Source organism: Kocuria dechangensis (genome assembly GCF_014636775.1).
Classification (GTDB): domain Bacteria; phylum Actinomycetota; class Actinomycetes; order Actinomycetales; family Micrococcaceae; genus Kocuria; species Kocuria dechangensis.
Genome location: NZ_BMEQ01000009.1, coordinates 1 through 26,030 on the forward strand (window position 1 = coordinate 1; position 26,030 = coordinate 26,030).

23 protein-coding genes and 3 tRNA genes are annotated in these 26,030 nt (G+C 72.9%); 6 read left to right on the forward strand and 20 right to left on the reverse strand.

What is annotated here, in order from left to right; genetic code table 11:
* Nucleotides 1-144: 144 nt before the first annotated feature.
* The 4 genes from IEW07_RS09840 to IEW07_RS09855 all read right to left on the reverse strand — a co-directional run bounded on the left by IEW07_RS09840 (nt 145) and on the right by IEW07_RS09855 (nt 4,981).
* Nucleotides 145-1,665: a multicopper oxidase family protein gene (locus tag IEW07_RS09840; RefSeq protein WP_188536729.1), complete on the reverse strand. Its 1,521-nt coding sequence runs from the start codon at nt 1,663-1,665 to the stop codon at nt 145-147.
* On the reverse strand, nt 1,662-1,925 hold the full coding sequence (locus tag IEW07_RS09845; RefSeq protein WP_188536731.1) for an SHOCT domain-containing protein: 264 nt from the start codon (nt 1,923-1,925) through the stop codon (nt 1,662-1,664). The genes IEW07_RS09840 and IEW07_RS09845 overlap by 4 nt, the downstream gene beginning before the upstream one ends.
* A 76-nt stretch (nt 1,926-2,001) precedes the next feature.
* Nucleotides 2,002-2,676 (reverse strand): DUF305 domain-containing protein, encoded by a 675-nt coding sequence (locus tag IEW07_RS09850; protein WP_188536733.1) that lies wholly within the window; start codon nt 2,674-2,676, stop codon nt 2,002-2,004.
* Between the two features lie 58 nt (nt 2,677-2,734).
* Entirely contained in the window at nt 2,735-4,981 is a 2,247-nt protein-coding gene (locus tag IEW07_RS09855) for a copper-translocating P-type ATPase (protein WP_188536735.1), read from the reverse strand.
* 355 nt (nt 4,982-5,336) lie between these two features.
* On the opposite strand from IEW07_RS09855, the gene IEW07_RS09860 reads away from it, so the two are divergent.
* Together IEW07_RS09860 and IEW07_RS09865 are read left to right on the forward strand one after the other, a co-directional pair.
* The gene (locus IEW07_RS09860) at nt 5,337-5,729 is read left to right on the forward strand and encodes a hypothetical protein (protein WP_188536737.1); all 393 of its coding nucleotides are present in this window, start codon (nt 5,337-5,339) and stop codon (nt 5,727-5,729) included.
* A 277-nt stretch (nt 5,730-6,006) separates the two neighbouring features.
* On the forward strand, nt 6,007-6,567 hold the full coding sequence (locus IEW07_RS09865; protein ID WP_188536738.1) for a GNAT family N-acetyltransferase: 561 nt from the start codon (nt 6,007-6,009) through the stop codon (nt 6,565-6,567).
* On the opposite strand, the gene IEW07_RS09870 is transcribed toward IEW07_RS09865, so the two are convergent.
* From IEW07_RS09870 to IEW07_RS09880, 3 genes are all read right to left on the reverse strand, one after another.
* Nucleotides 6,564-9,083, reverse strand: a complete 2,520-nt coding sequence (locus IEW07_RS09870; protein WP_188536740.1) for an AMP-binding protein — start codon at nt 9,081-9,083, stop codon at nt 6,564-6,566. The genes IEW07_RS09865 and IEW07_RS09870 overlap by 4 nt on opposite strands.
* 729 nt (nt 9,084-9,812) lie before the next feature.
* Nucleotides 9,813-10,430 carry a signal peptidase I gene (gene lepB / locus IEW07_RS09875; protein ID WP_188536742.1) on the reverse strand — a complete coding sequence of 206 codons (618 nt, stop codon included), beginning with the start codon at nt 10,428-10,430 and terminating at the stop codon, nt 9,813-9,815.
* Between the two features lie 15 nt (nt 10,431-10,445).
* Nucleotides 10,446-11,039, reverse strand: coding sequence for a DUF6448 family protein (locus IEW07_RS09880; RefSeq protein ID WP_188536744.1), 594 nt, complete (start codon nt 11,037-11,039; stop codon nt 10,446-10,448).
* Between the two features lie 195 nt (nt 11,040-11,234).
* Between IEW07_RS09880 and IEW07_RS09885 the strand changes: the two genes are divergently transcribed.
* The 3 genes from IEW07_RS09885 to IEW07_RS09895 all read left to right on the forward strand — a co-directional run bounded on the left by IEW07_RS09885 (nt 11,235) and on the right by IEW07_RS09895 (nt 12,830).
* Nucleotides 11,235-11,666, forward strand: coding sequence for an OsmC family peroxiredoxin (locus IEW07_RS09885; RefSeq protein ID WP_188536747.1), 432 nt, complete (start codon nt 11,235-11,237; stop codon nt 11,664-11,666).
* A 197-nt stretch (nt 11,667-11,863) separates the two neighbouring features.
* On the forward strand, nt 11,864-12,406 hold the full coding sequence (locus IEW07_RS09890; RefSeq protein WP_188536749.1) for an SRPBCC domain-containing protein: 543 nt from the start codon (nt 11,864-11,866) through the stop codon (nt 12,404-12,406).
* 142 nt (nt 12,407-12,548) lie between these two features.
* Nucleotides 12,549-12,830, forward strand: a complete 282-nt coding sequence (locus tag IEW07_RS09895) for a hypothetical protein (protein ID WP_188536751.1) — start codon at nt 12,549-12,551, stop codon at nt 12,828-12,830.
* A gap of 87 nt (nt 12,831-12,917) precedes the next feature.
* Here IEW07_RS09895 and IEW07_RS09900 read toward each other — a convergent pair.
* The 9 genes from IEW07_RS09900 to metG form a co-directional block, all read right to left on the reverse strand.
* A tRNA-Glu gene (locus tag IEW07_RS09900) sits at nt 12,918-12,993 on the reverse strand.
* A 164-nt stretch (nt 12,994-13,157) separates the two neighbouring features.
* A tRNA-Glu gene (locus IEW07_RS09905) sits at nt 13,158-13,230 on the reverse strand.
* Nucleotides 13,231-13,302: 72 nt separating this feature from the next.
* Nucleotides 13,303-13,374, reverse strand: a tRNA-Gln gene (locus IEW07_RS09910).
* Between the two features lie 96 nt (nt 13,375-13,470).
* A complete protein-coding gene (locus IEW07_RS09915; RefSeq protein ID WP_188536753.1) occupies nt 13,471-14,067 on the reverse strand; it encodes a cupin domain-containing protein in 597 nt (198 codons plus the stop codon).
* 142 nt (nt 14,068-14,209) lie between these two features.
* Entirely contained in the window at nt 14,210-15,724 is a 1,515-nt protein-coding gene (gltX, locus tag IEW07_RS09920; protein WP_188536755.1) for a glutamate--tRNA ligase, read from the reverse strand.
* A 91-nt stretch (nt 15,725-15,815) separates the two neighbouring features.
* Nucleotides 15,816-16,589 (reverse strand): fumarylacetoacetate hydrolase family protein, encoded by a 774-nt coding sequence (locus IEW07_RS09925; protein ID WP_188536757.1) that lies wholly within the window; start codon nt 16,587-16,589, stop codon nt 15,816-15,818.
* 93 nt (nt 16,590-16,682) lie between these two features.
* The gene (locus IEW07_RS09930; RefSeq protein WP_188536759.1) at nt 16,683-17,792 is read right to left on the reverse strand and encodes a branched-chain amino acid aminotransferase; all 1,110 of its coding nucleotides are present in this window, start codon (nt 17,790-17,792) and stop codon (nt 16,683-16,685) included.
* Nucleotides 17,793-17,889: 97 nt separating this feature from the next.
* Nucleotides 17,890-18,966, reverse strand: coding sequence for a 3-isopropylmalate dehydrogenase (locus IEW07_RS09935; RefSeq protein WP_188536761.1), 1,077 nt, complete (start codon nt 18,964-18,966; stop codon nt 17,890-17,892).
* An 83-nt stretch (nt 18,967-19,049) separates the two neighbouring features.
* Nucleotides 19,050-20,612 carry a methionine--tRNA ligase gene (gene metG, locus IEW07_RS09940; protein ID WP_188536763.1) on the reverse strand — a complete coding sequence of 521 codons (1,563 nt, stop codon included), beginning with the start codon at nt 20,610-20,612 and terminating at the stop codon, nt 19,050-19,052.
* Between the two features lie 98 nt (nt 20,613-20,710).
* On the opposite strand from metG, the gene IEW07_RS09945 reads away from it, so the two are divergent.
* Nucleotides 20,711-21,379: an AIM24 family protein gene (locus IEW07_RS09945; protein ID WP_188536765.1), complete on the forward strand. Its 669-nt coding sequence runs from the start codon at nt 20,711-20,713 to the stop codon at nt 21,377-21,379.
* Here the strand turns inward: IEW07_RS09945 and IEW07_RS09950 are convergent.
* The 4 genes from IEW07_RS09950 to IEW07_RS09965 all read right to left on the reverse strand — a co-directional run bounded on the left by IEW07_RS09950 (nt 21,333) and on the right by IEW07_RS09965 (nt 25,925).
* Nucleotides 21,333-22,178, reverse strand: a complete 846-nt coding sequence (locus tag IEW07_RS09950) for a CPBP family intramembrane glutamic endopeptidase (RefSeq protein WP_188536767.1) — start codon at nt 22,176-22,178, stop codon at nt 21,333-21,335. The genes IEW07_RS09945 and IEW07_RS09950 overlap by 47 nt on opposite strands.
* A 210-nt stretch (nt 22,179-22,388) precedes the next feature.
* Nucleotides 22,389-23,414: a ketol-acid reductoisomerase gene (ilvC, locus tag IEW07_RS09955; RefSeq protein ID WP_188536769.1), complete on the reverse strand. Its 1,026-nt coding sequence runs from the start codon at nt 23,412-23,414 to the stop codon at nt 22,389-22,391.
* Nucleotides 23,415-23,519: 105 nt separating this feature from the next.
* On the reverse strand, nt 23,520-24,029 hold the full coding sequence (ilvN, locus tag IEW07_RS09960; RefSeq protein WP_188536771.1) for an acetolactate synthase small subunit: 510 nt from the start codon (nt 24,027-24,029) through the stop codon (nt 23,520-23,522).
* 3 nt (nt 24,030-24,032) lie between these two features.
* On the reverse strand, nt 24,033-25,925 hold the full coding sequence (locus IEW07_RS09965; RefSeq protein ID WP_188536774.1) for an acetolactate synthase large subunit: 1,893 nt from the start codon (nt 25,923-25,925) through the stop codon (nt 24,033-24,035).
* Nucleotides 25,926-26,030: the final 105 nt, after the last annotated feature.

Below are 26,030 nucleotides of genomic sequence, written 5' to 3' on the forward strand. Positions count from 1 at the left end.
ACCCGCAGCTACCGGGCGCTGCAGCCGATCAACCGCGACGCCATGGCCGCGTTCCTCTACCGCATGGAGCTGGCGGGCGTGAGGGCGCGGTGAGGCGCTGTGCCACCGGGGCGCTCGCACCGGTGGCTCGGGGCGGGCCCGCCGTCAGCGGGCCTCGACGGTCCCCATCATGCCCAGGTCCTCGTGGTCGAGGATGTGGCAGTGGTAGACGGTGCGCCCGGGGAAGTCGTCGAAGGCCACCCTGACCACCACGCGGCCGCGGGCGGGGATGTTGACCACGTCCAGCCAGACCGGCTCGGCCAGGTCCCGGTTCCCGTCCTCGACCACCTGCATCGGCCACACGTGCAGGTGGAAGGGGTGGTCCATGGGACTGGAGTTGGTCAGGATCCACTCCTCCACGGTCCCGGCCCGCACGGTCTCGTCGAGCCGGCCGGGGTCGAACTCCTGGCCGTTGATGGTGAAGGACATCATGCCGGGGCCGTCTCCGTCGTCCATCATGCCGCCGTCCAACATGCCGCCGTCCATCATCCCGGCGCCCATGCCGCCCATGGCGAAGTCCAGGGTGCGCCGTTGCGCGACCGGCTCCTCGCGCAGGTCGCGCAGCGGTGCCGCGGCCGCCACAGCCTCCGGCTCCGGGGCCCGGTCACCCGCCACCCCCAGGGTGAGGAGCTCGACGGGCTCGTCGCCGCCGGGCCGGTCGTCGCCCATCATCCTGCCCATCCCTCCGCCCATCATGCCGGCCATGCTGCCGCGGTCGACGGGAGAGGTCACCAGGGTGGACGTGCCCTGGCGGGTCTCCACCAGCAGCTCCACCCGGTTGCCCGGCGCCAGCTCCACCTCCGTGACGTCGACCGGTTCGCGCAGCCGGCCGACGTCACGGCTCAGCAGCCGCAGACCCTGGCCGTCCAGGGACAGGTGCAGGAACCGGGCGGGGCAGGCGTTGACCACCCGCCACAGCTCCCGCTCCCCCGGCGCGGCCGACAGCTGCGGGCGCACCTGACCGTTCACCAGCACGATGCGCCCCTCGCGGCCCATCATCTGCTCCATGGGCGTGACGTCGGAGAGGTTCCCGTCCGGGTCCAGGGACAGGTCGGAGACCACGAGCACCCGCTCCCGGGTCACGGGCACCGGGTCGGGGTCCTCGACGACGATGACCCCGTAGAGGCCTGCGGCGATCTGGTCGGCGACGTGCCCGTGGTGGTGGGGGTGGTACCAGTACGTGCCCGGCGGGTGGTCCTCCGGAATCCGGTGCTCGTAGTCGAAGGACTCCCCCGGGGCGATGCTCACGAACGGGTTGTCGCCGTTGCCCTCCGGGGACACGTGCAGCCCGTGCACGTGCAGGTTCGTGGGCGCCGCCAGGCCGTTGCGCATCCGCACGCGCAGGGTGTCGCCGGGGCGCACGCGCAGCGTGGGCCCCGGCAGGGAGCCGTTGAAGGCCTGCACGTTCGCGGTGCGGCTGCCGATCCGGACCCGGGCCGGAGCGGCCTCCAGGTCCTGCTCGAGCAGGCCCCCGGCGCTGGGCAGCACGGGCGGCTCGACGATCTGCCCGCCGCCGCGGCCCACCCCGCCCGTGCTCGCCCACCACAGCCCGGCCCCGCCGGCGGCCGTCGCGCCCGCCCCCACGAGACCGAGCGCCAGCAGCTGCCGGCGGGTCAGGGGGCTCACCGACCGCCCTCCTCGAGGCCGCGGAGCCGCTCCCGGTACTCCTCGGTGCTGATCTCCCCGCGGGCGTAGCGCTCGTCGAGGATCTCCCGGGCCCGCCGCGGGCCCGCCCCGGGCGGCGGGCCGTAGCCGCCCGGCGGAGTGCCACCGCCGGTGAAGGATCTCACCAGCACGAACACCAGGAGGACGAGGCCCAGGATCAGCAGTATCCAGAACCCCCACATCCAGCCCATGCCCCAGCCCATGCCGTCGCCCCACATCATGACCGTGCTCCTTCTCTCGTCGTGGCTGTTGCCGGGGCCCCGTGTGCCGGCGGCCGCCGGGGAGTGACCTGTCAGGTCACGACTGGTCCGGCAGCTCCTGGAGCATGCCGTCCATCTCTGCGATCTCCGCCTCCTGGGCGTCCACGATCTCCTGGGCCAGCTCCACCGCCTGCGGGTTCCCGCCGCTGGAGACCTCCTCCCGGGCCATGTCGATCGCGCCGCGGTGGTGCTCGATCATCTGCTCCAGGTACAGCCGGGCCGCCTCCTCGCCCTCGGCCTCCTCGAGCGCCGCCATGTCCTCCTCGGTCATCATGCCGCTGCCGTGGCCGCCGTGGCCGGTGTCCGCGTCGTCCGGGGTGGCGGAGGCGCCCCACGCTTCGAGCATGGAGTTCATGCGCTCGATCTCCGGGCCCTGGGCGTCGATGACCTTCTGGGCGAACTGGCGCACCTCGGTCGGGATGTCGTCCTTGGCCAGCAGCGTCTCGCTCATCTGCACGGCCTGTGCGTGGTGGGGGATCATCATCTGCGCGAACATCACGTCGTCGTCGTCGTGCTCGGCGGCGACCGGTTCCTCCGAGGGGGCCCCGGTCGTGGCGCCGGCGGCTGCGGTGCCGGTCTGGGCGCCGGCCGCCGCGGTGGGGGTGGTCTGCTCCGAGGCGGCACCGGTGCTCTCACCGCTGCCGGCGGCGCAGCCGGCCAGGGCCAGGGCGGAGGCCAGCGCGAGAGTGCTGAGGGTGGTGGATCGTTTCACGGTGTGTCCTTCTCGTCGGTTCGTCGGGGGCGGGGTGAGGGGCGGAGGATCGGTGGGATCAGCGGACGGGTGCCGCGGCGGGCTGCTCGTGCGCGGGCTCGTGCCGGCGGGCGGGGGCCGGGGCCAGGTGGGCGGGGTCGAGGTCGATCCGGCGCAGCAGCTGGGCGTTGAGCGCCACGACGATCGTGGAGGCCGACATCAGCACCGCCCCGACCGCCGGGGACAGCACGACCCCGACCGGCGCGAGCACGCCCGCGGCCAGGGGCACGGCGAGCACGTTGTAGCCGGTGGCCCACACCAGGTTCTGGACCATCTTGGTGTAGCTGGCCCGCGAGAGGTCGATCATCGACAGCACGGCCCGCGGGTCGTTGCCGGCCAGCACGACCCCGGCGGACTCCATGGCCACGTCGGTGCCGGCGCCGATGGCGATGCCGACCTCGGCCCGGGCCAGGGCCGGGGCGTCGTTGACGCCGTCGCCGACCATCGCCACCGTCATCCCGCGCTCCTGCAGCTCGGTGACCCTGGTGTCCTTGTCCTGGGGCAGCACCTCGGCGAAGACCTCGTCGATGCCCAGCTGCGCGCCCACGGCCTCGGCGACCTGGCGGGCGTCGCCGGTGATCATGGCGACCTTCACCCCGCGCTCCTGCAGGGCGGCCACCGCGGCCCGGGACTCCTCGCGGACCTTGTCCTCCAGGGCCAGGGCGCCGACGACCGCCCCGTCGCGCAGGACGTGCAGGACGCCGGCCCCGCGCCCGGCCCACTCACCCGTGGTCCCGGCGATCTCGGCCGGGGTGTCCAGGCCCAGCCCGCGCAGCATGTTGGGCCCGCCCACCGCGATCTCGGCGCCGTCGACGCTCGCGCGCACGCCCCGGCCCGTCACGGAGCTGAAGCCGCTGCCGCGCAGGCCCAGCCCGGCGGCCTCGGGGTGCTGCGCCGCGGCCGTCACGATGGCCCGGGCCACGGGGTGCTCGCTGTCGGCCTCGGCCGCCGCGGCCAGCGCCAGCAGCTGCCCCTCGGAAACCCCGGGGACCGCGGCGACACCGGTGACGGCGTGGGCGCCTTCGGTGAGGGTCCCGGTCTTGTCGAAGAGCACCACGTCGATCGTGCGCATCCGCTCCAGCGCCATGCGGTTCTTGATCAGCACCCCGGCCTTCGCGGCGCGTTCGGTGGAGATCGCGATGACCAGCGGGATCGCCAGGCCCAGGGCGTGGGGGCAGGCGATCACGAGCACGGTGACGGTGCGCACCACCGCGTCGTCGGGCTGCCCGAGCATCGTCCACACGACGGCGGTGAGCAGGCCCGCGGCCAGGGCGAACCAGAACAGCCACGCGGCCGCACGGTCGGCCAGGGCCTGGGCGCGGGAGGAGGACTCCTGGGCGGCGGCGACCATCCGCTGGATCCCGGCCAGGGCGGTGTCCTCGCCCACGGCCCCGATCCGCACGCGCACGGCGTTGTCGGTGGCCACCGTCCCGGCCACGACCGTCTCGCCCACCCCGCGGGCGACCGCCCGGGACTCACCGGTGATCATGGACTCGTCGAACTCGGCCGTCCCCTCGAGGATCTGCCCGTCGGCGGGCACCCGGCCCCCGGAGCGGACCAGCACGACGTCGCCCACGGCCAGCTCGGAGACGGGCACGGTGACGGTCTCACCGTCCACGACCTTCTCGGCCTCGTCGGGCAGCAGTGCGGCCAGGGCGTCCAGGGCGGAGGAGGCCGCGCCCAGGGCGCGCATCTCCATCCAGTGCCCCAGCAGCATGATCACCACCAGCAGCGCCAGCTCCCACCAGAAGTCCAGCTCGAAGCCGCCGACACCCAGGGTGGTGACCCAGGAGGCGGCGAAGGCGACGGTGATGGCCATGGCGATCAGCAGCATCATCCCCGGCTGCCGGGACTTCAGCTCGGTGAGCCCACCCCTGAGGAAGGGCATGCCGCCGTAGCAGAAGATGACCGTGCCCAGCACCGGGGCGATCCAGGTGGAGCCCGGGAACTCGGGCACGTGGTAGCCCAGCAGGTGCCCGACCATCGGGGAGAAGACCACCACGGGGATCGACAGGACCAGGGAGAGCCAGAACTTGTTCTTGAACATCGCCGTGGAGTGCCCTGCGTGCTCCCCGTGGGTGTGGACCTGATGGTCCTCGTCCACGGCCGAGTACGCGTGGCCGTGGGGCATGGCCTGCCCGTGCGTGGCCTCATCGGCGTGGTCCCGGTGGTCCAGGGGGTGGCCTGTGTGCTGACCGTGGTCGTGATCGGCGTGCAGGTCCTCAGGGGCCATCGGGTGGTCGTGGTGGTGGTGGGGGGTGCTCATGCTGTGCTCCTTCCGCGGAGCGGGGCGCAAGGTCCCGCCGTCGAACGTGTCGTCTTTCCGAATCTATACCCCCGAGGGGTATCGATCAAGGCCTGGCACCGGCAATGCGCCCCCGGCACCCGCGTCGCAGCACCCCGGAGAACCCACGCATTCAGTGTCCTCCCGGACGGCTTTCGGCGACGCTCCAGCCCGCAAAACTTCGTGAAACCTTCACCGCAGCGCGGAGGCCCCCGGTTTGCAGCGCAACCCGCAGGATGCTTAGTATCCAGGAGGGCCCGGACGGACAGTGGGCTTACTGTTCCTGCCGGCCCAGCGGCCCGCCACCGGGCCCCGCCCCGCACGAGAGAGGACCGCCGTGAACCGCAAGATCTCCGTCCTGGTCGAGGTGGACCTCGACGGCCAGTACGTCCGCGTCAACGTGACCGGAGCCCTGACCGAGGTGAACCAGCAGGGTCTCTACCCCGTGCTGCGCCGGGCCCGGACGATGCTCCCCCGGGCCACCGTCACCGTGGACCTCACCTGCGTGCACCACCTCGAGCCCGCGGCGGTGGACCTCCTGCGCTGGGCGGCGGAGCAGGACGAGAGCCTCGGCGACGCGGTCGAGATCCTGGCGCCGGAGAACATGCCGGCCGAGCCCGCCGTGGCCGCGCTGGACGGCCGCCGCCGGCTCCGCAGCGGGGTCCTGCAGCGCCGCTCGGCCGGTCTGCCCGCGCCGCTCCGGGAGCTCGCACTGGACACCGCCTCCTGACGGCCCGCCGGACCGCACCCTTACCCCACCCCTTCCCCCGAGCCCCACCCTGTCCCCACAACGGCCCACAACGTGTCGGCCGAGCCCGGGAGTACTGGCGGATTAGATAACGAATCTGTAACGTACTCGTCGAGGTTGTCCCCCGCTTCCTCGACATACCGCTCGCACCCCTCGTGCGCGGCGGTCAGGCTGCCCCGGTTCCCGTCTCCCCCGGCGGGCGCCGGGGCACCTTCCATTCTTTTCAGAAGGACCCACTAGTGTGTCTCCAATGCTGAGGTTGCGCCCTCTGACCACCGAGGACCGGGCGGCGATCGCGGAGTTCGTGCTGAACGACCCCGACCACACGAGAACCTGCTTCGACCGCGAGCCCTCCCCCGCGGACGCGGACGACCTCCTGTCGTCGGCCGCCTACGGCTCGGGCGACGTGGCCCCCACGCTCCTGGGGGCTTTCGACGCGGACGGTGCCCTGGTGGGGCTGATCGACTGGGCCTGCAGGTGGCCGACGCCGGCGACCGGCTACATCGGGCTGCTGCAGGTCCGTCCCGGCCACCGCCGTCAGGGCGTGGCCACCGCGCTGCTGGCGCACGCCCAGGAGGCGGCGGCCGCGGCCGGGTGCCGGCAGCTGATGCTGGCGGTGATCGCCCGCAACGAACCGGCCCGCGCCTTCTGGGAACGGCTGGGCTTCCAGTGGCTCGCTCCGCAGCGGGCCCGGCGCGCGGCGCCCCTGGAGGCCGTGGTGATGCACCGGCCCATCCCCGCCCCGCAGGACGGGACGAGGGGGGAGGCGCAGCCGGCGGCCGCCGCGCACTCCGCACCCGCCGTCGGGGTGCCCGCCTAGACCGAGGCCACGGGCCGGCGCGCCCGGCTCCCGCTCCGCCTGCGGAGCCCGTCCAGCGCCCGGGTGGACAGCGCCCAGTAGGCAACCCCCGCGACGAGCGAGACCGCCACGGCCAGGACCGGGCTCACCGGCACCAGTGCGGGGTAGACCAGCCAGTGCGTCAGGTAGATGCACAGCGAGGCCCCGGCCAGTGAGCCGGTCAGGCGCCGCAGGCCGGCGGGCACGGGGAGCGCCGGCACCCAGAGGAGCAGGAGGACCCCCGCGGCCACCGTGGCCTCCCGGAGCGTGCTGTCGAAGTAGCCGGGCACGCTCAGCAGCACGACGGCCGACACGAGGCCGCGCTGCAGGACCGTCCGCGAGCGCGCGGCCGCCCACCCCAGGGCGAAGAGCCAGAACACCGGCGCGGGCTTGGGCAGCCCCGGGTCCACCAGGTCGTAGCGGCTCAGCAGCCCGACGGCGACGAGGCCCAGGGAGAAGGCCAGGGGGAAGCGCCGCTCGGCGCGGTCCGCCCAGGGCACGGCCATGAGGACCGTCACGGCCACGAGGACGTAGACCAGCATCTCCACGAACCAGAAGTGCCACTGGCTCGTCAGCTCCTGGGGCCCCACCATGCCGTTGAGCAGCACGACGTTGGCGAGGGTGTAGTCGTCGGTGACCACCCAGGCGAAGGCGATGAAGGCCACGGAGGGCACCACGATGCGCCCGAGACTCCGCAGCTGCCGCTTCAGCCGCGGGAGACGCTCCCCCGCGAGCTGGAACCGGGCGAAGTTGTACCCCGCCAGCGCGAAGAGCACGTGGGCGGTCTGCAGCGTGAACAGCTCGACGTGGGCGCTGACGACGCAGACGATCGCCACCGCACGCAGCACGACGCCGGTCTCCAGGAACGACAGGACGCGCCGTGCGCGACGGGCGGGCCGGGGCGCCAGCTCCCCCACCGGCGTGACGTGCCAGTCCGGAGGCAGGTGCCCGAGGGCCTGCTCCAGCCGGACGGAGGCCGCCACGTAGGACAGCGAGTCCCCGCCCAGCGAGACGAACGTGTCGTCGTCGTCGACGTCGGGGCGGTCGAGCACCTCGGCGAAGATCCGCTTCACGTCCGCCGGGCCCTCCGCCCGGTCCGGACGGGGCGCCGGAGCGGCGGGGCGCTCCGGCGCGAGGGAGAGCACGCCCGGGTAGTCGACCTTGCCCGTCGCCAGGCGGGGCAGGCGCTCGACGGCGTGCATCTCGAGGGCCGCGCGGGGCAGCCCCAGGTCCCCCGCGAGCGCCTTGGCCAGCAGCCGGGCGTCGTGCTCGCCCTCGAGCGCGACGACCAGACGCTCGTCCGAGCCAGCCGCGGCCGCGGTCACGCCGAGCTCGGCGAGGAGCTGCTCCACCCGGCCCAGGTCCACCCGCAGGCCGACGATCTTGACGAAGCGGCTGCGCCGGCCCACGACCTCGTACAGTCCGTCCGGGTGCCGCCGGGCCAGGTCGCCGGTGCGCAGCTCCTCCAGCTCGCGACCGGTCGCGAGGTCGGCCGGGCTCTCGGCGTAGCCGAGCATGACGTTCGGGCCGGTGTAGACGAGCTCGCCGTCCGCGGACCCCTCCACCGGGTCGATCCGGAAGGAGCCGCCCGGGATCGGGACGCCGATGGTGCCGGGGCGCTCCGCCGCCAGGTGCGGCGGCAGGTAGGCCATCCGGGCGGTGGCCTCGGTGGCCCCGTACATGACGAACAGCTCCCAGCCGCGCCGGCGGCCGAGCTCGGCCCAGCGGCGCACGGCCTCGGGGCCGAGCCGGCCGCCGGCCTGCGTCACGTACCGCAGGCCGGGCAGGTCCATCTCCGCGAAGCCGACGCGCTCGAGCAGCTCGAAGGTGTAAGGCACGGCCGCGAAGGACGTGGCGCCCCGGTCGCGGAACAGCTCCCAGAAGCAGGGGTCGACGACGGACAGGTCCGTCAGCACCAGGCCCGCGCCGCGCAGCAGGTGGCTGTTGACCACCGACAGCCCGTAGCAGTAGTGCAGGGGCAGCGTGGTGGCGGCGCGGTCCTCCGGGCCGATGCGCAGGTACTGCGCGATCGACTCGGCGTTGGACTGCAGGTTCTCGTGCGAGAGCCGCACCAGCTTGGGCGACCCCGTGGACCCGGAGGTGCTCAGCAGGAGGGCGAGATCGGGGTGCAGCTCGTGGCGGCTGCCGGGCCGGCGCTCCTCCAGCAGCACCTCCCCCGACCCGGAGCGCAGGACCACGTCCGGGTCGTAGGCGGCCACGAGCGGATCCAGCGCCGCGGGCCTGCCGGCCGGCACGAGCAGCAGCGGGTGCCCGCCGGCCAGGGCCGCGAGATAGCCGACGAGGGAGTCGAGGTCGTTGGCGGCGGCCAGCGCCACCAGCCGTCGCACGGGACCCAGGCGGGCCGCCACGGCCTCGACGCGGCCGGCCAGCTCCCGGTAGGTCACGGTCCGGTCGGCGGTGAGGACGGCCGGCCGGTCCCCGTGACGGGCGAGCTCCACGGCGAAGGCGGCGTTCGGGACGGCGAGCTCAGTCGACACGGTGCGCGGCCTCTCCTGGGGTGGGTCCCACGGCAGGTGCAGGACCTGCTGGGACGGTCAGGGGGCGGACGGCTCCGTGCGGGAGCGCGGTGGCGGGCTGCATGGCTCTCCTTGCCGAAGGCTCGGGGGCGGGCACCGTCTGGAGCCCCGGAAAGCATACCGGCAGTTCGGGCACGGATGTGTTGCGTAATGCGGATGGGGCGACATCCCTGCTCGAGGGCCGCCCTCCTGCGACACAAAGAGGTGCGGGTGCGAACGATGGTGCCGCGTCATCGCCGGGTCCCTGGCCCGGACGCCAGGCCGAGCCGTGTGCCGACGAGTGCGCTGCCGCGCGTGCCGACGAAGCAGCCACGGGACCACCGACCAGGGAGTGCGCCGATGACCTGGGCCGCGCGGTGCACCACCGGTGATGAGGCCGAGGGCTTCTCCATGCCGGAGGAGGTCTACGCCGTCAGGCGGCTGCAGGAGGCCCCGGAACGGCGAAGTGCCCCGGCTCCGTCACGAGGGGGACGGGACCGGGGCACTCCCCGCACGGGGACCGTGCGGCGGACGGTGAAAGAGACACCTCTGCACGCAGAGGACGACTTTCCCCCGTGCTGGGCGGCGACCCAGCAGAGCTCAAATCTACCGGCCGCCGGGGTCCCTGTCATCGGGGACACGTCACAGAGCGGACATGGGAGACCGGCCCGCGCCGGGGCCGCGGAACGCACGCGGGGTCCGGCAAGCGCATCACGGGCGCGGAACCTGTGGCCCGCCGGCCCTGCGGGGGGCACCATGGGCGGGTGGAGGTGCCGCCGCACCCCGCGGGCCGGGTCCGGGGCCGCCCAGTGGGTCCCGGACCCGGCCTCTGTCCGCGCCGGCCGTCGCACGGAAGCGCGTGACCACCCTGCCCCGCGCCGCCGCGACCGGGAGGAAGGGCCTGCTCCAGCCACGGCTGTCGCTCGAGCGCGCACGGTTGTCTCCCAGCAGCAGCAGGTGGCCCTCCGGGACGGCGAAGGTGCCGGCCGACGGGCCCCCCGGATGCTTCACGTACTCCTCGGCCAGGGGCGTCCCCTCGATGCGGACACGCCCGTCGCCGTCGATCTCGACCCGTTCGCCCGGCAGGCCCACGACCCTCTTGACGACCGCCCTGCCGAGCTCGGCCGACATCACGACGAGCACGTCACCGCGCCGGATCCGTCCCCCGCGTCCCAGCCGCCGGGTCAGCACCCGCTGTCCCGGGGCCAGGGTCGGCGCCATGGACGACGACTCGACCTCCGTCACGAAGACCAGCAGGCGGCGCAGCAGCAGCCCCAGGGCGGCGGCGCCGAGCACGGCGGCCGTCGCCGCCGGCAGCGTCCCGTCCATGGTGGTCGCCGTCCACTAGTCGTGGTGCCCGGCACGGGCGTGGTGGGCGTGCCCCTCGTCCTCGCCCTCGGCAAGCTTGAAGAAGCTCACGTACGCCTGGACGAAGGCCCGGCCCGCCTCGACGTCGTCGACGTCGTGCTCCTTCCGCTCCAGCACGGCGGTGAGCCTCTTCTCCAGCTCCGGGAGCCGGTCCGGGGGCACCAGCCCGGCGAGCGGCTGCAGCGTCCCCTCCTCGACGCACCGGTCGGCGGCGGCGACCCTCGGATCGACCGGCACCCCCGAGGGCCTGAGACCCGCGAAGGGTGCCCCCTCGCCCGCACGGTGGAGCCGCACCAGGTTCTCCAGGAACCAGCGGTCCGCGACCTCCCGGGCGTCGGCGCCCAGCACCCGCGCCCTGACGCTCTTGTCGAACACCTCCCGCAGCTCCTCCTCCGCCTCGGGGGCGACCCACTTGAGCGCGTGGTTCAGGTTGTTCGCCTCCAGTGCCCTGCGGCCGTCCAGGGCCGTGGGACCGTCCATGGTGTCGCAGTGCGCCGCCGCCCTCAGGGGGTGGAGGAGCACCAGGAGCAGTGCCGCGGCCGAGGCCACGAGGACGACGAGCAGGGTCATGACGTTCTCCTCAGCGTTCTCCCAGCGATCCGGTGGCTCCACCGTACGCGCGGGAGCGCGGCGCAGGACCGGCCGGGAGCAACATTTCGCCGTCGCCGCCCGGACAGATCAGCAGCCTGATCGGTATCGTGGCAGGCAGCGCCCCCGGCGCCGGCAGGCGGAGCGCCCGCGTGCCGTGGAACTTCAGGAGGAACCATGCCGAAACCCGTCGTGAGCAGGGCCAGCACCGTCTGGACCGGCGATCTCGCCAGCGGCTCGGGCGCCGCCCGTCTGGACGGCTCGGGGCTGGGCCCCTTCGACGTCGACTGGAAGACGCGCTCGGAGGAGGGCCCCGGCCCGAAGACCACGCCCGAGGAGCTCATCGGCGCCGCGCACGCCTCGTGCTACTGCATGAGGCTGTCCGGCCTGCTCGCCGAGAACAAGACACCGCCCACCCAGCTGGACACCTCCGCCGAGGTCACCTTCGTGGCCGGCGAGGGCATCACCGGGGTCAAGCTCTCCGTCAGGGCCCAGGTGGCGGACCTGTCCGCGGAGGACTTCGACCGCATCGCCGAGGAGGCCAAGGCCACGTGCCCGGTCTCCCAGGCGCTGTCCGTGGACATCACCCTGGACGCGCAGCTGGTCTGACCAGCGCCGTGCCGCGCGCCGAGGGCGGCGGTCCCGCACCGGGACCGCCGCCCTCGGCGCCGCGCGGGCCCGGACGACGACGGCGGTCGCCGCGGCGGGCCGGTCCCTCCTGTCACGGGGCCGGGGCGGTCCGCTACCGTGACAGCAGCGCACCGGCGCCGGTGAGCGCGCCGGCCCGCCGAGGAGGAGGGTCCGTCATGAGCGCGTACGGCAGGTTCGAGGAGATCGAGGGCCGCGGCGCCCTGGTGTTCCGGCGGGAGCTCGACGCCCCGCAGGAGCGCGTCTGGGAGGCCGTCACCACGCCGGCGGGCTTGGCCGCCTGGTTCCCGTGCCGGCTCGACGGGGACGTCACCGCGGAGGGCACGACCCTGGCCTTCGTCTTCCCGGAGGAGGACCCGTCCGGCGAGGACGCCACCCACGGCGTCGTCCTCGCCGCCGAGCCCGGACGGCGCCTGGCGTTCACGTGGGAGGCGGACGAGCTGCGCGTCGGCCTGGAGCCGCTGGGCGCGGGCCGGTGCGCCCTGGAGTTCGTGACCCTCCTGCCCCCGGACGACGTCTCGGCCGCGGCCAGGACCGCCGCGGGCTGGCACGCGTGCCTCGACGCGCTGGCCGAGCACCTGACGACCGGTGCCGCCGCCCCTCCCCCGGCCGATCCGACCGAGGAGTTCCGCGGGCTCTACGAGGCGTACGTGGCGGCGGGCTTCCCCTCCGGGGCGCCGGTCCCGGGCGACGAGGCGTAGCCGCAGCTCCTGCCAGGACGCGGCCGGCTCCGGGCGCCGCCGTGGGCGAAGCCTCACGGTCCGGCAACCGCCCGGCAACGTCCCGGTCACGTGGGCGCGGGATGCTGGGCACCTCGGCACCGCCCCCCGGAAGAAGAAGGCCATGATCCAGTACCCAGACCGCCAGATCCACGACCTCGACGAGCTCGCGACCGGCGACGTGGTCGACGTGTGGCAGCAGCGTTCCCTGTGCTGCACCGGCGCAGTCGAGGAGGTCGCGCCCCAGTTCGGCGTGCTGTGGATCCGGGAGACCGGCACCGGCGCCCGCCGGCTCGTCTCCGCCGCCGACCACCGCCTGTGCCGGCACGTGCCGCCCGCGCGCCCCGCCGACCAGGCCCCCGCGTCCCCGGCCCGGGAGAAGGCGGAGGCCCGCTGGGCCTGGTGAGCGCCGGGCGTTCCGGGCCGCCCGGACATGCAGAAGCACCAGGGCATGCAGAAGGCCCCCGGACCTGTGGTCCGGGGGCCTTCTCCGTGGTGACCCCAGCGGGATTTGAACCCGCGTTACCGCCGTGAGAGGGCGGCGTACTAGGCCGCTATACGATGGGGCCGTGATCGTCCGGTCCGCGGTTTCCCGCGACCGGCCTCGAACACTGTACCAGCTCCGCGCCGTCGTGCCGAACCGGGATCGACGGGGCGCCGGCCGGGCCTCGACGGGGCCTCCGCGGGCACGAAGAAGCCCCCGGACCAGTGTGGTCCGGGGGCTTCTCTGCGGTGACCCCAGCGGGATTTGAACCCGCGTTACCGCCGTGAGAGGGCGGCGTACTAGGCCGCTATACGATGGGGCCGCGTTCCGTCCGGTGCCTCGACCTGAGGTCGGGGCTGCCGTGCCGGGCGGTTCCGCCCGGGGCGGAACAGCGCTGGGATACCAGGACTCGAACCTAGAATGACGGTACCAGAAACCGTAGTGTTGCCAATTACACCATATCCCACTGTCCTCACCGGTCCTGCGGTCTCCCGCACCAACCGGCGCAACGCAAGAAAACTATACCGGCCGCGGGAGGTCTCGGCAAATCGGGTGGTCCTCCTCAGCGGCAGTACTTCTCCTCCAGCCGCCGGTCGACCCCCCGGCGCCGCGCCACGTGCGCCAGCACCCCGGTCAGCGGGTCGAGCCAGCGGTGGAGGCCCGGCAGGTTGATGTCCGCCCACCGGACCAGGACGGCGGTCTGGATCGGGTTCCGGGGCCTGCCGTCCCGCCGGGTGCGACCGTCGCGGGCGAGCCCGTACAGGACGACCAGCCCCTTCTCGAACCCCTCGAGCGCCGGACGGACCTCGACGAGGAACCGGGCCGGGCTCCCCGTGTCGTTCTTCCACCGGAACAGGTGCTCCACCGGGACCTCCACCTCCCCGCCGGGCCCCAGGTCCCGCACGGCGTGGCCCACCTGGACCCGCAGGCTGCCCGCGAGGACGCGCAGCCGCATCTCGAACCGGCGGTGGTAGTGGGTGAGCACCTCCCCGCCCGGGTCCACCTCGACGAGGAGGAGCCCGTGGTCGCCGCCGGTCTCGGCCCCGGTGCGCAGCCACGTGATCGTGTCCCCCTGCACCGGGTTGCGGTGCCGCGGGCGGCCCGCCCGCATGGCGTCGATCGTGTCGATGCTGTCGATGGTGTCGAAGGTCCAGTCCATGGTGATCGCCCCCGCACACCAGGCTACGCCGCAGCCCCCGGGTGCGGCCTCCCGGTGCGCGCAGGTTACTCCCCCGCCGACGACGACGGCCCGCCCCGCCTCGGTGTACGGGGCGGGGCGGGCCGTCGCGGGGCGCGGGGGCTCAGCCGAGCTCGGCGGCCAGCTTCCGCAGGCGGGCCAGGGACGAGTCCTTGCCGAGGATCTCCATGGACTCGAACAGCGGCGGGGAGATCCGCCGGCCGGACACAGCGGTGCGCACGGGGCCGAAGGCCAGTCGCGGCTTGATGCCCAGCCCGTCCACGATGGCCTCGCGCAGGGCGGTCTCCAGGGCGGGCGCGCTCCAGTCCTCCAGTGGCTCCAGGGCCCCCAGCGCGGCCCGGAGGACGTCGCCGGCCGAGTCCTTGAGCTGCTTGCGGGCGTCCTCGGCGACCTCGATCTCGTCGTCGCCGGCGAACAGGAAGGACAGCAGCTCGGGGGCCTCGCCGAGCAGGTTCATCCGCTCCTGGACCAGCGGGGCCGCCTGGTCGAGGATCTCGCCCTGCCGTGCGTCGAGGCTCTCCCCCAGCACGCCCCCGGCCTGCAGGTACGGGACCAGCCGGTCGCGGAAGTCCTGGGCGCCGAGCATGCGGACGTGGGTGCCGTTGATGGCGGTCGCCTTCTTGAGGTCGAAGCGCGCCGGGTTGGCCAGGACGTCGCGGACGTCGAAGCTCGCCACGAGCTGCTCCACGGTGAAGACGTCCTCGTCCGCGGACAGGGACCAGCCGAGCAGGGCCAGGTAGTTGAGCAGGCCCTCCGGGATGAAGCCGCTGTCCTTGAGGTGGAAGAGGCTGGACTCGGGGTCGCGCTTGGACAGCTTCTTGTTGCCCTCCCCCATGACGTAGGGCAGGTGGCCGTACTCGGGGACGTACTTGGCGAAGCCGATCTCCACCAGCACCTGGAACAGGGCGATCTGCCGGGGCGTGGAGGAGAGCAGGTCCTCGCCGCGCAGCACCTGGGTGATCTCCATCAGGGCGTCGTCCACGGGGTTCGTGAGGGTGTAGAGCGGCTGGCCGTTGGCGCGCACCACCACGTAGTCCGGGATGGACCCGGCCTTGAAGACGATCTCGCCGCGGATCATGTCGTGCACCACGATGTCCTCGTCCGGCATCCGGAAGCGCAGGACGGGCTCACGGCCCTCGGCCCGGTACGCCGCGACCTGCTCGTCGCTGAGGTCGCGGTCGAAGTTGTCGTAGCCGAGCTTGGGGTCGCGGCCGGCCGCCCGGTGGCGGGCCTCGACCTCCTCGGGGGTGGAGTAGCACTCGTAGACCGCGCCGTGCTCCACCAGCCGGGCCGCGACGTCCGCGTAGACGTCGAGGCGCTGGGACTGCCGGTACGGCCCGTGGGGGCCGCCCGTCTCGACGCCCTCGTCCCAGTCGATGCCGAGCCAGTGCAGGGCCTCGAGCAGCTGCTGGTAGCTCTCCTCGGAGTCCCGCAGGGTGTCGGTGTCCTCGACGCGGAACACCATGGTGCCGCCGGTGTGCCGGGCGTGGGCCCAGTTGAACAGGGCGGTGCGGATCAGGCCCACGTGGGGCGTGCCCGTCGGGGAGGGGCAGAACCGCACGCGCACCGGGGTGGCGGCGGGATCGGAGGCGGCCGGGATGAGGGGCTCTGCAGTCATGGCTCTTTCGGTGGCTGTGTCGGTGGGTGTCGGTGGTGGTGCGGTGGGTGCCGGTGCTCCGTCCGGCACGACGGGGTGCGGCAGCGCGCCGTCAGCGGCGCAGGACGGTGGGCAGGACACCGATGCCCTCGATGTCCACCTCGATGCGGTCGCCCTCGTCGACGATCCCGACGCCGGCCGGCGTGCCCGTGAGGATCACGTCGCCGGGCAGGAGCGTGAACGCCTGGGAGACGTAGGAGACGAGGTAGGGCACGTCGAAGACCATGTCGCGGGTGTTGCCGTCCTGCTTCGGCTCGCCGTTGACTCGGCTGCGCACGGCGACGGCGGAGGTGTCGAGGTCGGTCTCGATCCACGGCCCCAGCGGGCAGGCGCCGTCGAAGCCCTTGGCGCGGGCCCACTGGCCGTCGGTCTTCTGGACGTCGCGGCCGGTGAGGTCGTTGGCGCACGTGTAGCCGAAGACGACCTCGGGAACGCGCTCCACGGGGACGTCCTTGCACATCCGGCCGATGACGACGGCGAGCTCGCCCTCGTAGGAGACCTGCTCCGTCCAGGACGGCAGGGTCACGGGGTCGCCGGGGCCCGCCACGGAGGTGTTGGGCTTGAAGAACAGCATCGGGGAGGTGGGCAGCTCGTTGCCCAGCTCGGCGGCGTGGTCGGCGTAGTTGCGGCCGACGCACACGATCTTCGAGCGCGGGATCACCGGGGCCAGGAGGCGGACGTCGGCCAGCTCGTGGGTCCGCGAGGTGGGGTGGATCCCGGTGTAGAAGGGGTCGCCCGCGAGCACGGTGAGCGTCTCCTGCCCGGCCTCACCCCCGACCACGCCGAAGTGGATCTCGTTGTCGACCGTGAACCTGGCAATACGCATGGGTCCAGGCTATCCCACGGCCCGCACGGCGGCGGCGCGGCCCCCGGCGCCGGGAACCGCTCCGCCGCGGGGCAGGTCGTGGAGGGACGCGGCTCAGACGAGGCGGGTGAGCCAGCCGTGCGGGTCCTCCGCCCTGCCGGTCTGGATCTCCAGCAGCTGCTGGCGGATGCCCATGGTGACCTGCCCCGGCCGGGCGTCCTCGTCCCCGATGGTCTCCTCCGTGGAGATCAGCCGGCCGATCGGGGTGATGACCGCGGCGGTGCCGCAGGCGAAGGCCTCCGTGATGCGACCGCTCCGCCAGCCCTCGCGCCACTCGTCGAGGGTGAAGCGGCGCTCCTCGACGGCCATCCCGCGGTCCTGGGCGAGCCGGATGATCGAGCTGCGGGTGACGCCCTCGAGGATCGTGCCGGTGAGCTCGGGGGTGACCAGCGTGCCGTCGTCGTAGACGAAGAACACGTTCATCCCGCCCAGCTCCTCGACGGCGTCCCCGCGGTCGTGGTCCAGGAACATGACCTGCTGGCAGCCGTGGGTGTCGCCCTCGATCTGGGCGATCAGCGAGGCCGCGTAGTTGCCGCCGCACTTGGCGGCGCCCGTGCCGCCCCGGCCCGCGCGCGCCCAGTTGCGGGAGAGCCAGATGTCGACGGGCTTCACGGGCCCGCCGAAGTAGTTGCCCGCCGGGGAGGCGATCACCGAGTAGAGCACCTGCCGGGAGGGGCGCACGCCCAGGAACGCCTCGGTGGCGATCATGAACGGGCGCAGGTACAGCGACTCGCCGTCCCCGTCCGGGACCCACTGCTCGTCCGCGGAGACGAGCTCCCGGAGGGAGTCCAGGAACAGCTCCTCCGGCAGCTCCGGGAGCGCCAGGCGCCGGGCCGAGCGGTTGAGCCGGGCGGCGTTGGCCTCGGGACGGAACGTCCACACGGACCCGTCCGCGTGCCGGTACGCCTTCAGGCCCTCGAAGATCTCCTGGCCGTAGTGGAGGACCGCGGCCGCCGGGTCGAGGAGCAGCGGCCCGTACGGCTCGATGCGCGGATCGCTCCAGCGGCCGGTGCCCGCCACGACGTCGCCGAACCAGTCGATCTTGACCATGTGGTCGGTGAAGTTCGTGCCGAAGCCCGGATCGGCGAGGATGGCGGCCCGCACCTCCTCCGGGACCGGGTCCTGGTTGAGGTGGTGGGCGAAGGTGGTGGGCTGAGTGGTCACTGCGTCTCCCTGCGGGGTCGACCCCGTGGCGACCGGCACGCGGGGCGGGCGGATGGTTCGTGCTCCAGCCTATCCCCGGAGCACGGGCGGGTGCGGCTCAGGCCAGCTGGGCGAGGATGCCATCGCCCACCTGCGCGGTGCTGCGGTCCTCGGTGCCGTGCTCGGCGAGGTCCTTCTCCACGGCCGCCTCGATCCGCGCGGCCAGGTCGGGGTGGCCGAGGTGGTCGAGCATCATGGCCGTGGCGAGGATCGCGGCGACCGGGTTCGCCTTCTGCTGCCCCGCGATGTCCGGGGCGGAGCCGTGGACGGGCTCGAACATCGACGGCGCGGTGCGGTCCGCGTTGATGTTGCCGGCGGGGGCCAGGCCGATGCCCCCGGTGACGGCGCCGGCGAGGTCGGTGAGGATGTCGCCGAAGAGGTTGTCGGTGACGATGACGTCGAAGCGCGCGGGGTCCGTGGTCAGGAAGATCGTGGCGGCGTCCACGTGCAGGTAGTCCACGACGACCTGCGGGAACTCGGCGCCGATCTCCTCGACCAGCCGGGCGTAGAGCCGGCCCGCGTTGACCAGCACGTTGTGCTTGTGCACGAGGGTGAGCTTCTTGCGCTCCCGCTTGGCGGCCAGCTCGAAGGCGTAGCGCACCAGCCGGCGGACGCCGTAGGCGGTGTTCAGGGAGACCTCGGTGGCGATCTCGGCGTCGGTGCCGGCGCGCAGGCGGCCGCCGTTGCCCGCGTAGGGTCCCTCGGTGCCCTCGCGGACCACCACGAAGTCGATCGCCCCCGGGTCCGCGAGCGGGCTCGTGGTGCCCGGGTAGAGCTTGGAGGGGCGGAGGTTGACGTAGTGGTCGAGGCTGAAGCGCAGCTTCAGCAGGATGTCGCGCTCCAGGATCCCCGAGGGCACGCGCTGGTCGCCCGGGGCGGCGCCGACCGCGCCGAAGAGGATCGCGTCGTACGCCCGCAGCTCCTCGAGGGTCTCCTCCGTGAGGGTCTCCCCCGTCTCGAGCCAGTGCTCGGCGCCGATGCCGAACTCCCGCTTCTCCACGGTGACACCGGCGGCGGAGGTCACGGCGTCGAGGACCTTCTCGGCCTCGGCCACGACCTCCGGGCCGATGCCGTCGCCGGGGACGACGGCGATCTTCAGGTGGGCGGGGGCTGCTGCGGTGGTCGACTCAGTCATGCCGTCAGGATAGGAGCACGCCCGGGGTCCCATCCACGCTTCGGACGGACGTCTCACATCCCGGACAGCATGACGGCGTCCGCTCAGGCCTGCAGCGCCGCCGGCTCCTCGTAGCGGGGGAACACCGGCTCGGGCTTCGGCAGCTCCGTGCCGGCCACGACGGGCGTGCCCAGGGCCGTGAACAGCCGGGCCTCGCCCCCCTGCTGGCCGAGGACGTCGAGGAGCTTCGCGGCCGAGTCCGGCATCACGGGCTGGACCAGGATGCCGACGACCCGCACGACCTCCAGCGTCACCCACAGCACCGTGGCCATGCGCTCCGGGTCGGTCTTGCGCAGCTTCCACGGCTCCATGGCGGTGAAGTAGCGGTTGGTCTCGGCGACGACCCGCCAGATCAGCTCGAGCGCGCGGTGGAACTGCTGCTCGTCGAACTCGGCGCGCACCGGCTCGTAGAGCCCCGCGGCGGCGTCGAGCATCGCCCGGTCCTCGGGGGTGAGCTCCCCCGGCACGGGCACCCGCCCCTCGCAGTTCTTCGCGACCATGGACAGCGAGCGCTGGGCGAGGTTGCCGAGGTCGTTGGCGAGGTCGGAGTTGATCCGGTTGCGGATCCCGTCGTGGGAGTAGCTGCCGTCCTGGCCGAAGGGCACCTCGCGGAGCAGGAAGAAGCGCAGGGGGTCGAGGCCGTACTCGGCGACGAGGGCGTGCGGGTCGATGACGTTGCCCACGGACTTGGACATCTTCTCGCCCTGGTTGAACAGGAAGCCGTGCGCGAAGACCCGCTTGGGCAGGGGCAGCCCCGCGGACATGAGGAACGCCGGCCAGTAGACGGCGTGGAAGCGGGCGATGTCCTTGCCGATCACGTGGGCGTCGGCCGGCCAGTACGTCCGGAACAGCTCGGAGTCGGTGTCCGGGAAGTCCACGCCGGTGAGGTAGTTGGTCAGCGCGTCCACCCACACGTACATCACGTGGTCGGGGTTGCCGGGCACGGGCACGCCCCAGTCGAACGTGGTGCGGGAGATGGAGAGGTCCTCCAGCCCGGAGCGCACGAAGGAGGCGACCTCGTTGCGGCGGGTCTCGGGGTGGACGAAGCCCTCCTTCTCGTAGAGGGCCAGGAGCCTGTCCTGGTAGGCCGAGAGCCGGAAGAAGTAGGACTCCTCCTCGGTCCACACGACCTCCGTGCCGGTGCCCACCGAGTAGCGGCCGCCGTCCTCGCGGAGCTCGGTCTCGTCCTCGGCGTAGTAGGCCTCGTCGCGCACCGAGTACCAGCCGGCGTACTTGCCGAGGTAGATGTCCCCGGCCTCCTCCATGCGGCGCCAGAGCGCCGCGGAGGCCGCGTAGTGGTCGGCGTCCGTGGTGCGGATGAACCGGTCGTAGGAGATGTTCAGGGCGTCGTCCATCTCCCGGAAGCGGGCGGCGTTGCGGTCGGCGAGCTCCCGGGCGGTCAGCCCCTCCTTCTCGGCGGTCTGCTGCATCTTCTGCCCGTGCTCGTCGGTGCCGGTCAGGAAGCGGACGTCGAAGCCGTCCAGCCGCTTGAACCGCGCCATGACGTCGGTCGCGATGACCTCGTAGGCGTGCCCGATGTGCGGAGTGCCGTTGGGGTACGCGATGGCCGTGGTGATGTAGTACGGGGTGCGGTGGGAAGAAGTCACGGCGTCCACTCTACCGATCCGGGGATTCCCGTGGTCGCGGTGCCACCATGGGGAGGACAGCGTGCACCCGTACGAGGACAGCGACACAGGAGGCCACCGTGCGCAGCGAGCTCTTCGCCCAGGACAACTTCGAGCGGCAGACCCAGGAGCGGTGGGCGCTGCAGTCCGCCTACATGCTCCGCGTCGGCCTGGGGCCCGACGTCGTCGCCACCAAGGGCGCGATGGTCGCCTACCAGGGCCGGATGGACTTCCGGCACGAGGGCTCCGGCTCCATCGGCAAGCTCATGAAGAAGGTCCTCACCAGCGAGGACGCCCCCATGATGCGCGTCTCCGGGCAGGGCGAGGTGTTCTTCGCCCGTCAGGCCCGCAACGTCTTCACCGTCCTGCTCGAGGGCGAGGCGCTGACCGTCAGCAGCGACTCCCTGCTGGCCTTCGACGACACCCTGGGCTGGGACATCCGCCGGGTCCAGGGCGCGGGGCTGATGGCCGGGGGGCTGTTCAACCTGGAGCTGTCCGGGCACGGCATGCTCGCCCTGTGCGCCGACGGCGCGCCCATGATCCTCGACTGCTCCCAGCAGCCCACGTTCGTGGACCCGCAGGCGGCGGTGGCGTGGTCGGCGAACCTCGCCCCCGGGATCAAGAACGACGTGTCGATGGGCTCCCTGCTCCGCGGCGGCTCCGGCGAGTCGTTCCAGCTCGCGTTCCACGGCCCCGGCTTCGTCATTGTCCAGCCCTCCGAGGGCCTCCCCGTGGTGCGGCAGGGCTGACCCGGGGCTCGTGGCCGAGCCGGCCGCCGGTGAGGACGACCACCGCCAGCGCCCCCAGCACGTAGGCGCCGAACAGGACGAGGTCCACGGCGTCCAGCGGCCCGGCGTGCTCGCCCGCCGCGGGCAGGAGGACGAGGTGGTCCTGCGCGGCGGTGAAGCTCGCGTGCAGCAGCACGCAGAGCAGCACGCTGCCGCTGCGGTTGTACAGCCAGGTGTAGAAGAACGCCAGGACGAACGGCACCGCGAAGCCCAGGGGGCCGTAGAGGGGGACGTGCCACACGCCCCAGACCAGTCCCAGCACCGCCGTCCCGGCGAGGGGGCCGAGCCGGTCCTGCAGGCGGGGCAGGGCGAAGCCGCGCCAGCCCGGCTCCTCCAGCCCGCCGCCGAGCACGGCCACGAAGCCGAGGGTCGCCAGGTGGGCCGGCGCCCGCTCCAGGGCCAGCGACCAGTCGACCGGGCGCCCGGAGGCGGCGAGGACGGCGTTGACGACGCCGTAGAGCAGGAGGGGCAGCCCCAGCGCGTACGCCCACCAGCGCGCGGGCACGGGCCGGCGCCAGAGCCGCCGCACCCACTCCCCCACCGGCTCCCCGGCCAGCCAGGTCACGGCCAGCGCCGCCACGGGCGGGCCGAAGCCCCCGAGCACGAGGAGGGCGGAACCGCCGGACCCCAGCAGCAGGGGCAGCCACAGCAGCCACGACCAGGCGAAGGCCAGGACGAAGTACGAGCTCAGCTGGTGCCGTGCGACCCACCCCCGCGGGCCCGGGGCCGGGACGGTCCGGCCCGTGCTGCGAGCTGCCATGCGGATCACCCCCGGAGCGCCCGTCCGCCTGCCCCCAGGCTAGGTCCTGCGGGCGACCGGTGCGAGGGGCCGCCACCGGACGCCCGGAGCACGACGAGGGGCCGCGTCCGCACGGAATGCGCCAGGCATCCCGTGCGGACGCGGCCCCTCGGCCGGGTGGTGCGCAGCCCGCGGCCCCTCACCGTCCTGCGACGGCGGGACCGCCGCGGATCAGCGGGCCGCGGTGCCCTCGACGTAGTCGGCGTCGGGGGAGGTCCACGCGAAGAGACGGCGCAGCTCGCGGCCGGTGGTCTCGATCGGGTGCGACTCCTCCTTCTCGCGCAGCTTCTTGAACTCGGGGGCGCCCTTGTCCTGGTCCTCGATGAAGCGCTTGGCGAAGGTGCCGTCCTGGATGTCCGCGAGGACGGCCTTCATGTTCTCCTTGACCGCGGGGCTGATCACGCGGGGGCCGGAGACGTAGTCGCCGTACTCGGCGGTGTCCGAGATGGACCAGCGCTGCTTGGCGATGCCGCCCTCGACCATGAGGTCCACGATGAGCTTGAGCTCGTGGAGCACCTCGAAGTAGGCGATCTCCGGCTGGTAGCCGGCCTCGGTGAGGGTCTCGAAGCCGTACTGGACCAGGTGGGACACGCCGCCGCAGAGCACGGCCTGCTCGCCGAAGAGGTCGGACTCGGTCTCCTCGGTGAAGGTGGTCTTGATGACGCCGGCGCGGGTGCCGCCGATGCCCTTGGCGTAGGACAGGCCCAGCTGGAGGGCCTTGCCGGAGGCGTCCTTCTCCACGGCCACGAGGGCGGGCACGGCGCGGCCGGCCTCGAACTCGCGGCGCACGGTGTGGCCCGGGCCCTTCGGCGCGACCATGACGACGTCGACGCCCTCGGGGGCCTCGATGTAGCCGAAGCGGATGTTGAAGCCGTGGGCGAAGAACAGGGCGTCGCCCTGCTCCAGGTTCGGGGCGATCGACTCGGCGTAGACGTGGCGCTGGACCTGGTCCGGGGTCAGGATCATGATGACGTCGGCCTCCTTCGCGGCCTCCGCCACGGTGAGGACGCGCAGGCCCTCGGCCTCGGCTTTGGCGCGGGACTTGGAGCCCTCGGCCAGGCCGATCCGGACGTCGACGCCGGAGTCGCGCAGGTTCAGTGCGTGGGCGTGGCCCTGCGAGCCGTAGCCGATGACGGCGACGGAGCGGTCCTGGATGATCGAGAGGTCGGCGTCGTCGTCGTAGAAGATCTCTGCCATGGGGTGTCTCCTTGCAGCATGGGTGGGCGCGGCGGGACCGCCGCGTCATGGTTCAGGGGTGTGTCTGCGGGCCCGCGCCCGCGGCCACCGCCGCCCGGTGGGGCGTCAGTGGCGCAGGGCGCGGTCGCTCATCGACTTGGGACCGCGTCCGAGGGCCAGCGTACCGGCCCGGACGATCTCCCGGACGCCGAAGGGCTCCAGGACGTCCAGCAGGGCCCGGAGCTTGTCCGGGGCGCCGGTGGCCTCGATGACGAGCGACTCGGTGGAGACGTCGACAACGGTGGCCCGGAACAGGTCTGCGGCTTGGGTGACCTGCAGACGGGTCGTGGCGTCGGCGCGCACCTTGACCATGATGTGGTCGCGTTGCACCGACGACTCGGTGGTGAGCTCGACGATCTTGATGACGTTGATGAGCTTGTTCAGCTGCTTGGTCACCTGCTCGAGCAGCTCGCCCTCGGCGTCCACCACGACGGTGATGCGGGAGACGCCGTCGAGCTCCGTGGGTCCCACGGCGAGCGAGTCGATGTTGAAGGCGCGGCGGGCGAACAGTCCGGCCACGCGGGTGAGCACGCCGGGCTTGTCCTCGACCAGCACGGAGAGGGTGTGTCGGCTCATGGGTCAGTCCTCCTCGTCCCAGTCGGGGGTCATGTTGCGGGCGATCTGGATCTGGTCGTTGGACACGCCGGAGGGCACCATGGGCCACACCATCGCGTCGGCGGAGACCACGAAGTCGATCACCACGGGGCGGTCGTTGATCTCGAGGGCCTGCTGGATGACGTCGTCCACGTCCTCGTCCCGGGTGCAGCGCAGGGCGGCGCAGCCGTAGGCGTCGGCGAGCTTGACGAAGTCGGGCACCATGATGCTGTCGTGACCGGTGTTCAGGTCGGTGTTGGAGTACCGGCCGTCGTAGAACAGCGTCTGCCACTGGCGCACCATGCCCAGCGAGGAGTTGTTGATCACCGCCACCTTGATCGGGATCTTGTTGATCACGCAGGTGGCCAGCTCCTGGTTGGTCATCTGGAAGCAGCCGTCGCCGTCGATCGCCCACACGGTGCGCTCCGGCTGGGAGACCTTGGCGCCCATCGCGGCCGGCACGGCGAAGCCCATGGTGCCGAGGCCGGCGGAGTTCAGCCACTGCCGGGGCCGCTCGTACTGCACGAAGTGCGAGCTCCACATCTGGTGCTGGCCCACGCCTGCCACGTAGACGGCCTCGGGGCCGGTGAGGGCCGAGATCCGCTCGACGACGTACTGCGGGGTGCCCAGCCCATCGGCCGGCTTGGTGTAGCCGAGGGGGTACGTGGCCTGCAGGCTGCTCAGCGCGCTCCACCAGGCGGAGAGGTCCGGGGTGCCGCTGCGCTCGAACTCCTGCCGGACGGCCGTCACGAGGTCGGGGATGATCTCCTTGACGTCACCCACGATCGGCACGTCCGCGGTGCGGTTCTTGGAGATCTCCGCGGGGTCGATGTCCGCGTGGATCACCTGGGCCGTGGGGGCGAACGTGGGCAGGTGCCCGGTGACGCGGTCGTCGAAGCGGGCGCCGAGGGTGACGAGCAGGTCGGCCTGCTGCATCGCGTACACGGCCGGGACCGTGCCGTGCATGCCCGGCATGCCGAGGTTCTGGTCGCGGGAGTCCGGGAACGCGCCGCGGGCCGTCAGGGTGGTGACCACGGGGGCGCCGGTCAGCTCGGCCAGCTCCATGAGCTCGGCCGACGCGTCGGCGCGGATGGTGCCGCCGCCCACGTAGAGCACGGGACGCTGCGCGGCGGCGATGAGCTTGGCGGCCTCGCGGATCTGCTTGGAGTGCCCGCGGGTGACGGGGCGGTAGCCCGGGAGGTCCATCTGCGGCGGCCAGGAGAACGTCATGGTGTCCTGCTGGGCGTCCTTGGCGATGTCCACGAGCACCGGCCCGGGACGGCCGGTGGAGGCGAGGTGGAAGGCCTCGGCGAGCACGCGCGGGATGTCCTGGGCGTGCGTGACCAGGTAGGAGTGCTTGGTGATGGGCATCGTCATCCCGACGATGTCCGCCTCCTGGAAGGCGTCGGAGCCGATCACCTTGGAGGAGACCTGGCCGGTGATCGCCACCATGGGGATGGAGTCCATGTGGGCGTCCGCGATGGCGGTCACCAGGTTGGTGGCACCGGGCCCGGAGGTCGCGATGCACACCCCCACGCGGCCCGAGGCGAGGGCGTAGCCCTCGGCGGCGTGGCCGGCGCCCTGCTCGTGGCGGACCAGGATGTGGTTGATCTTGTCCGTGTCCATGAGCGGGTCGTAGGTCGGCAGGATCGCGCCGCCGGGGAGGCCGAACACGTCGGTCACGCCCAGCTCCTCGAGCGCACGGACGATGGCCTGCGAGCCGGTCATCTCCAGGGGCGCCACGGCGTTGCGCGGGCCCATGACGGACGGGACTGCGGGGACGACGTGCTCGGGGGCCCCGGGGGGCCGGTGGTCAGCGGCGGTCTCCGCGCGCTTGGTGGCCATCAGCGCCGGGCTGATCGGCTGTCCCTTGCTCATGTCACTGTCCTTCGTGATCTCGATGGTTCTGTTCCCGCCCCCGCGCCGGAGCCGGAGCGGCCGGGCAAGAAAAAGGGCCCTCGCTGCACCGGTGGTGCGACAGGG

What these genes read in the sequence shown, in the direction of transcription:
- ilvN (WP_188536771.1), bottom strand. Translation starts at nt 24,029, where the DNA reads ATGAGCCGACACACCCTCTCCGTGCTGGTCGAGGACAAGCCCGGCGTG.
- IEW07_RS09890 (WP_188536749.1), top strand. Translation starts at nt 11,864, where the DNA reads ATGAGCGCGTACGGCAGGTTCGAGGAGATCGAGGGCCGCGGCGCCCTG.
- ilvC (WP_188536769.1), bottom strand. Translation starts at nt 23,414, where the DNA reads ATGGCAGAGATCTTCTACGACGACGACGCCGACCTCTCGATCATCCAG.
- IEW07_RS09950 (WP_188536767.1), bottom strand. Translation starts at nt 22,178, where the DNA reads ATGGCAGCTCGCAGCACGGGCCGGACCGTCCCGGCCCCGGGCCCGCGG.
- lepB (WP_188536742.1), bottom strand. Translation starts at nt 10,430, where the DNA reads ATGGACGGGACGCTGCCGGCGGCGACGGCCGCCGTGCTCGGCGCCGCC.
- IEW07_RS09935 (WP_188536761.1), bottom strand. Translation starts at nt 18,966, where the DNA reads ATGACTGAGTCGACCACCGCAGCAGCCCCCGCCCACCTGAAGATCGCC.
- IEW07_RS09915 (WP_188536753.1), bottom strand. Translation starts at nt 14,067, where the DNA reads ATGGACTGGACCTTCGACACCATCGACAGCATCGACACGATCGACGCC.
- IEW07_RS09885 (WP_188536747.1), top strand. Translation starts at nt 11,235, where the DNA reads ATGCCGAAACCCGTCGTGAGCAGGGCCAGCACCGTCTGGACCGGCGAT.
- IEW07_RS09880 (WP_188536744.1), bottom strand. Translation starts at nt 11,039, where the DNA reads ATGACCCTGCTCGTCGTCCTCGTGGCCTCGGCCGCGGCACTGCTCCTG.
- IEW07_RS09965 (WP_188536774.1), bottom strand. Translation starts at nt 25,925, where the DNA reads ATGAGCAAGGGACAGCCGATCAGCCCGGCGCTGATGGCCACCAAGCGC.
- IEW07_RS09895 (WP_188536751.1), top strand. Translation starts at nt 12,549, where the DNA reads ATGATCCAGTACCCAGACCGCCAGATCCACGACCTCGACGAGCTCGCG.
- IEW07_RS09845 (WP_188536731.1), bottom strand. Translation starts at nt 1,925, where the DNA reads ATGATGTGGGGCGACGGCATGGGCTGGGGCATGGGCTGGATGTGGGGG.
- IEW07_RS09855 (WP_188536735.1), bottom strand. Translation starts at nt 4,981, where the DNA reads ATGAGCACCCCCCACCACCACCACGACCACCCGATGGCCCCTGAGGAC.
- gltX (WP_188536755.1), bottom strand. Translation starts at nt 15,724, where the DNA reads ATGACTGCAGAGCCCCTCATCCCGGCCGCCTCCGATCCCGCCGCCACC.
- IEW07_RS09925 (WP_188536757.1), bottom strand. Translation starts at nt 16,589, where the DNA reads ATGCGTATTGCCAGGTTCACGGTCGACAACGAGATCCACTTCGGCGTG.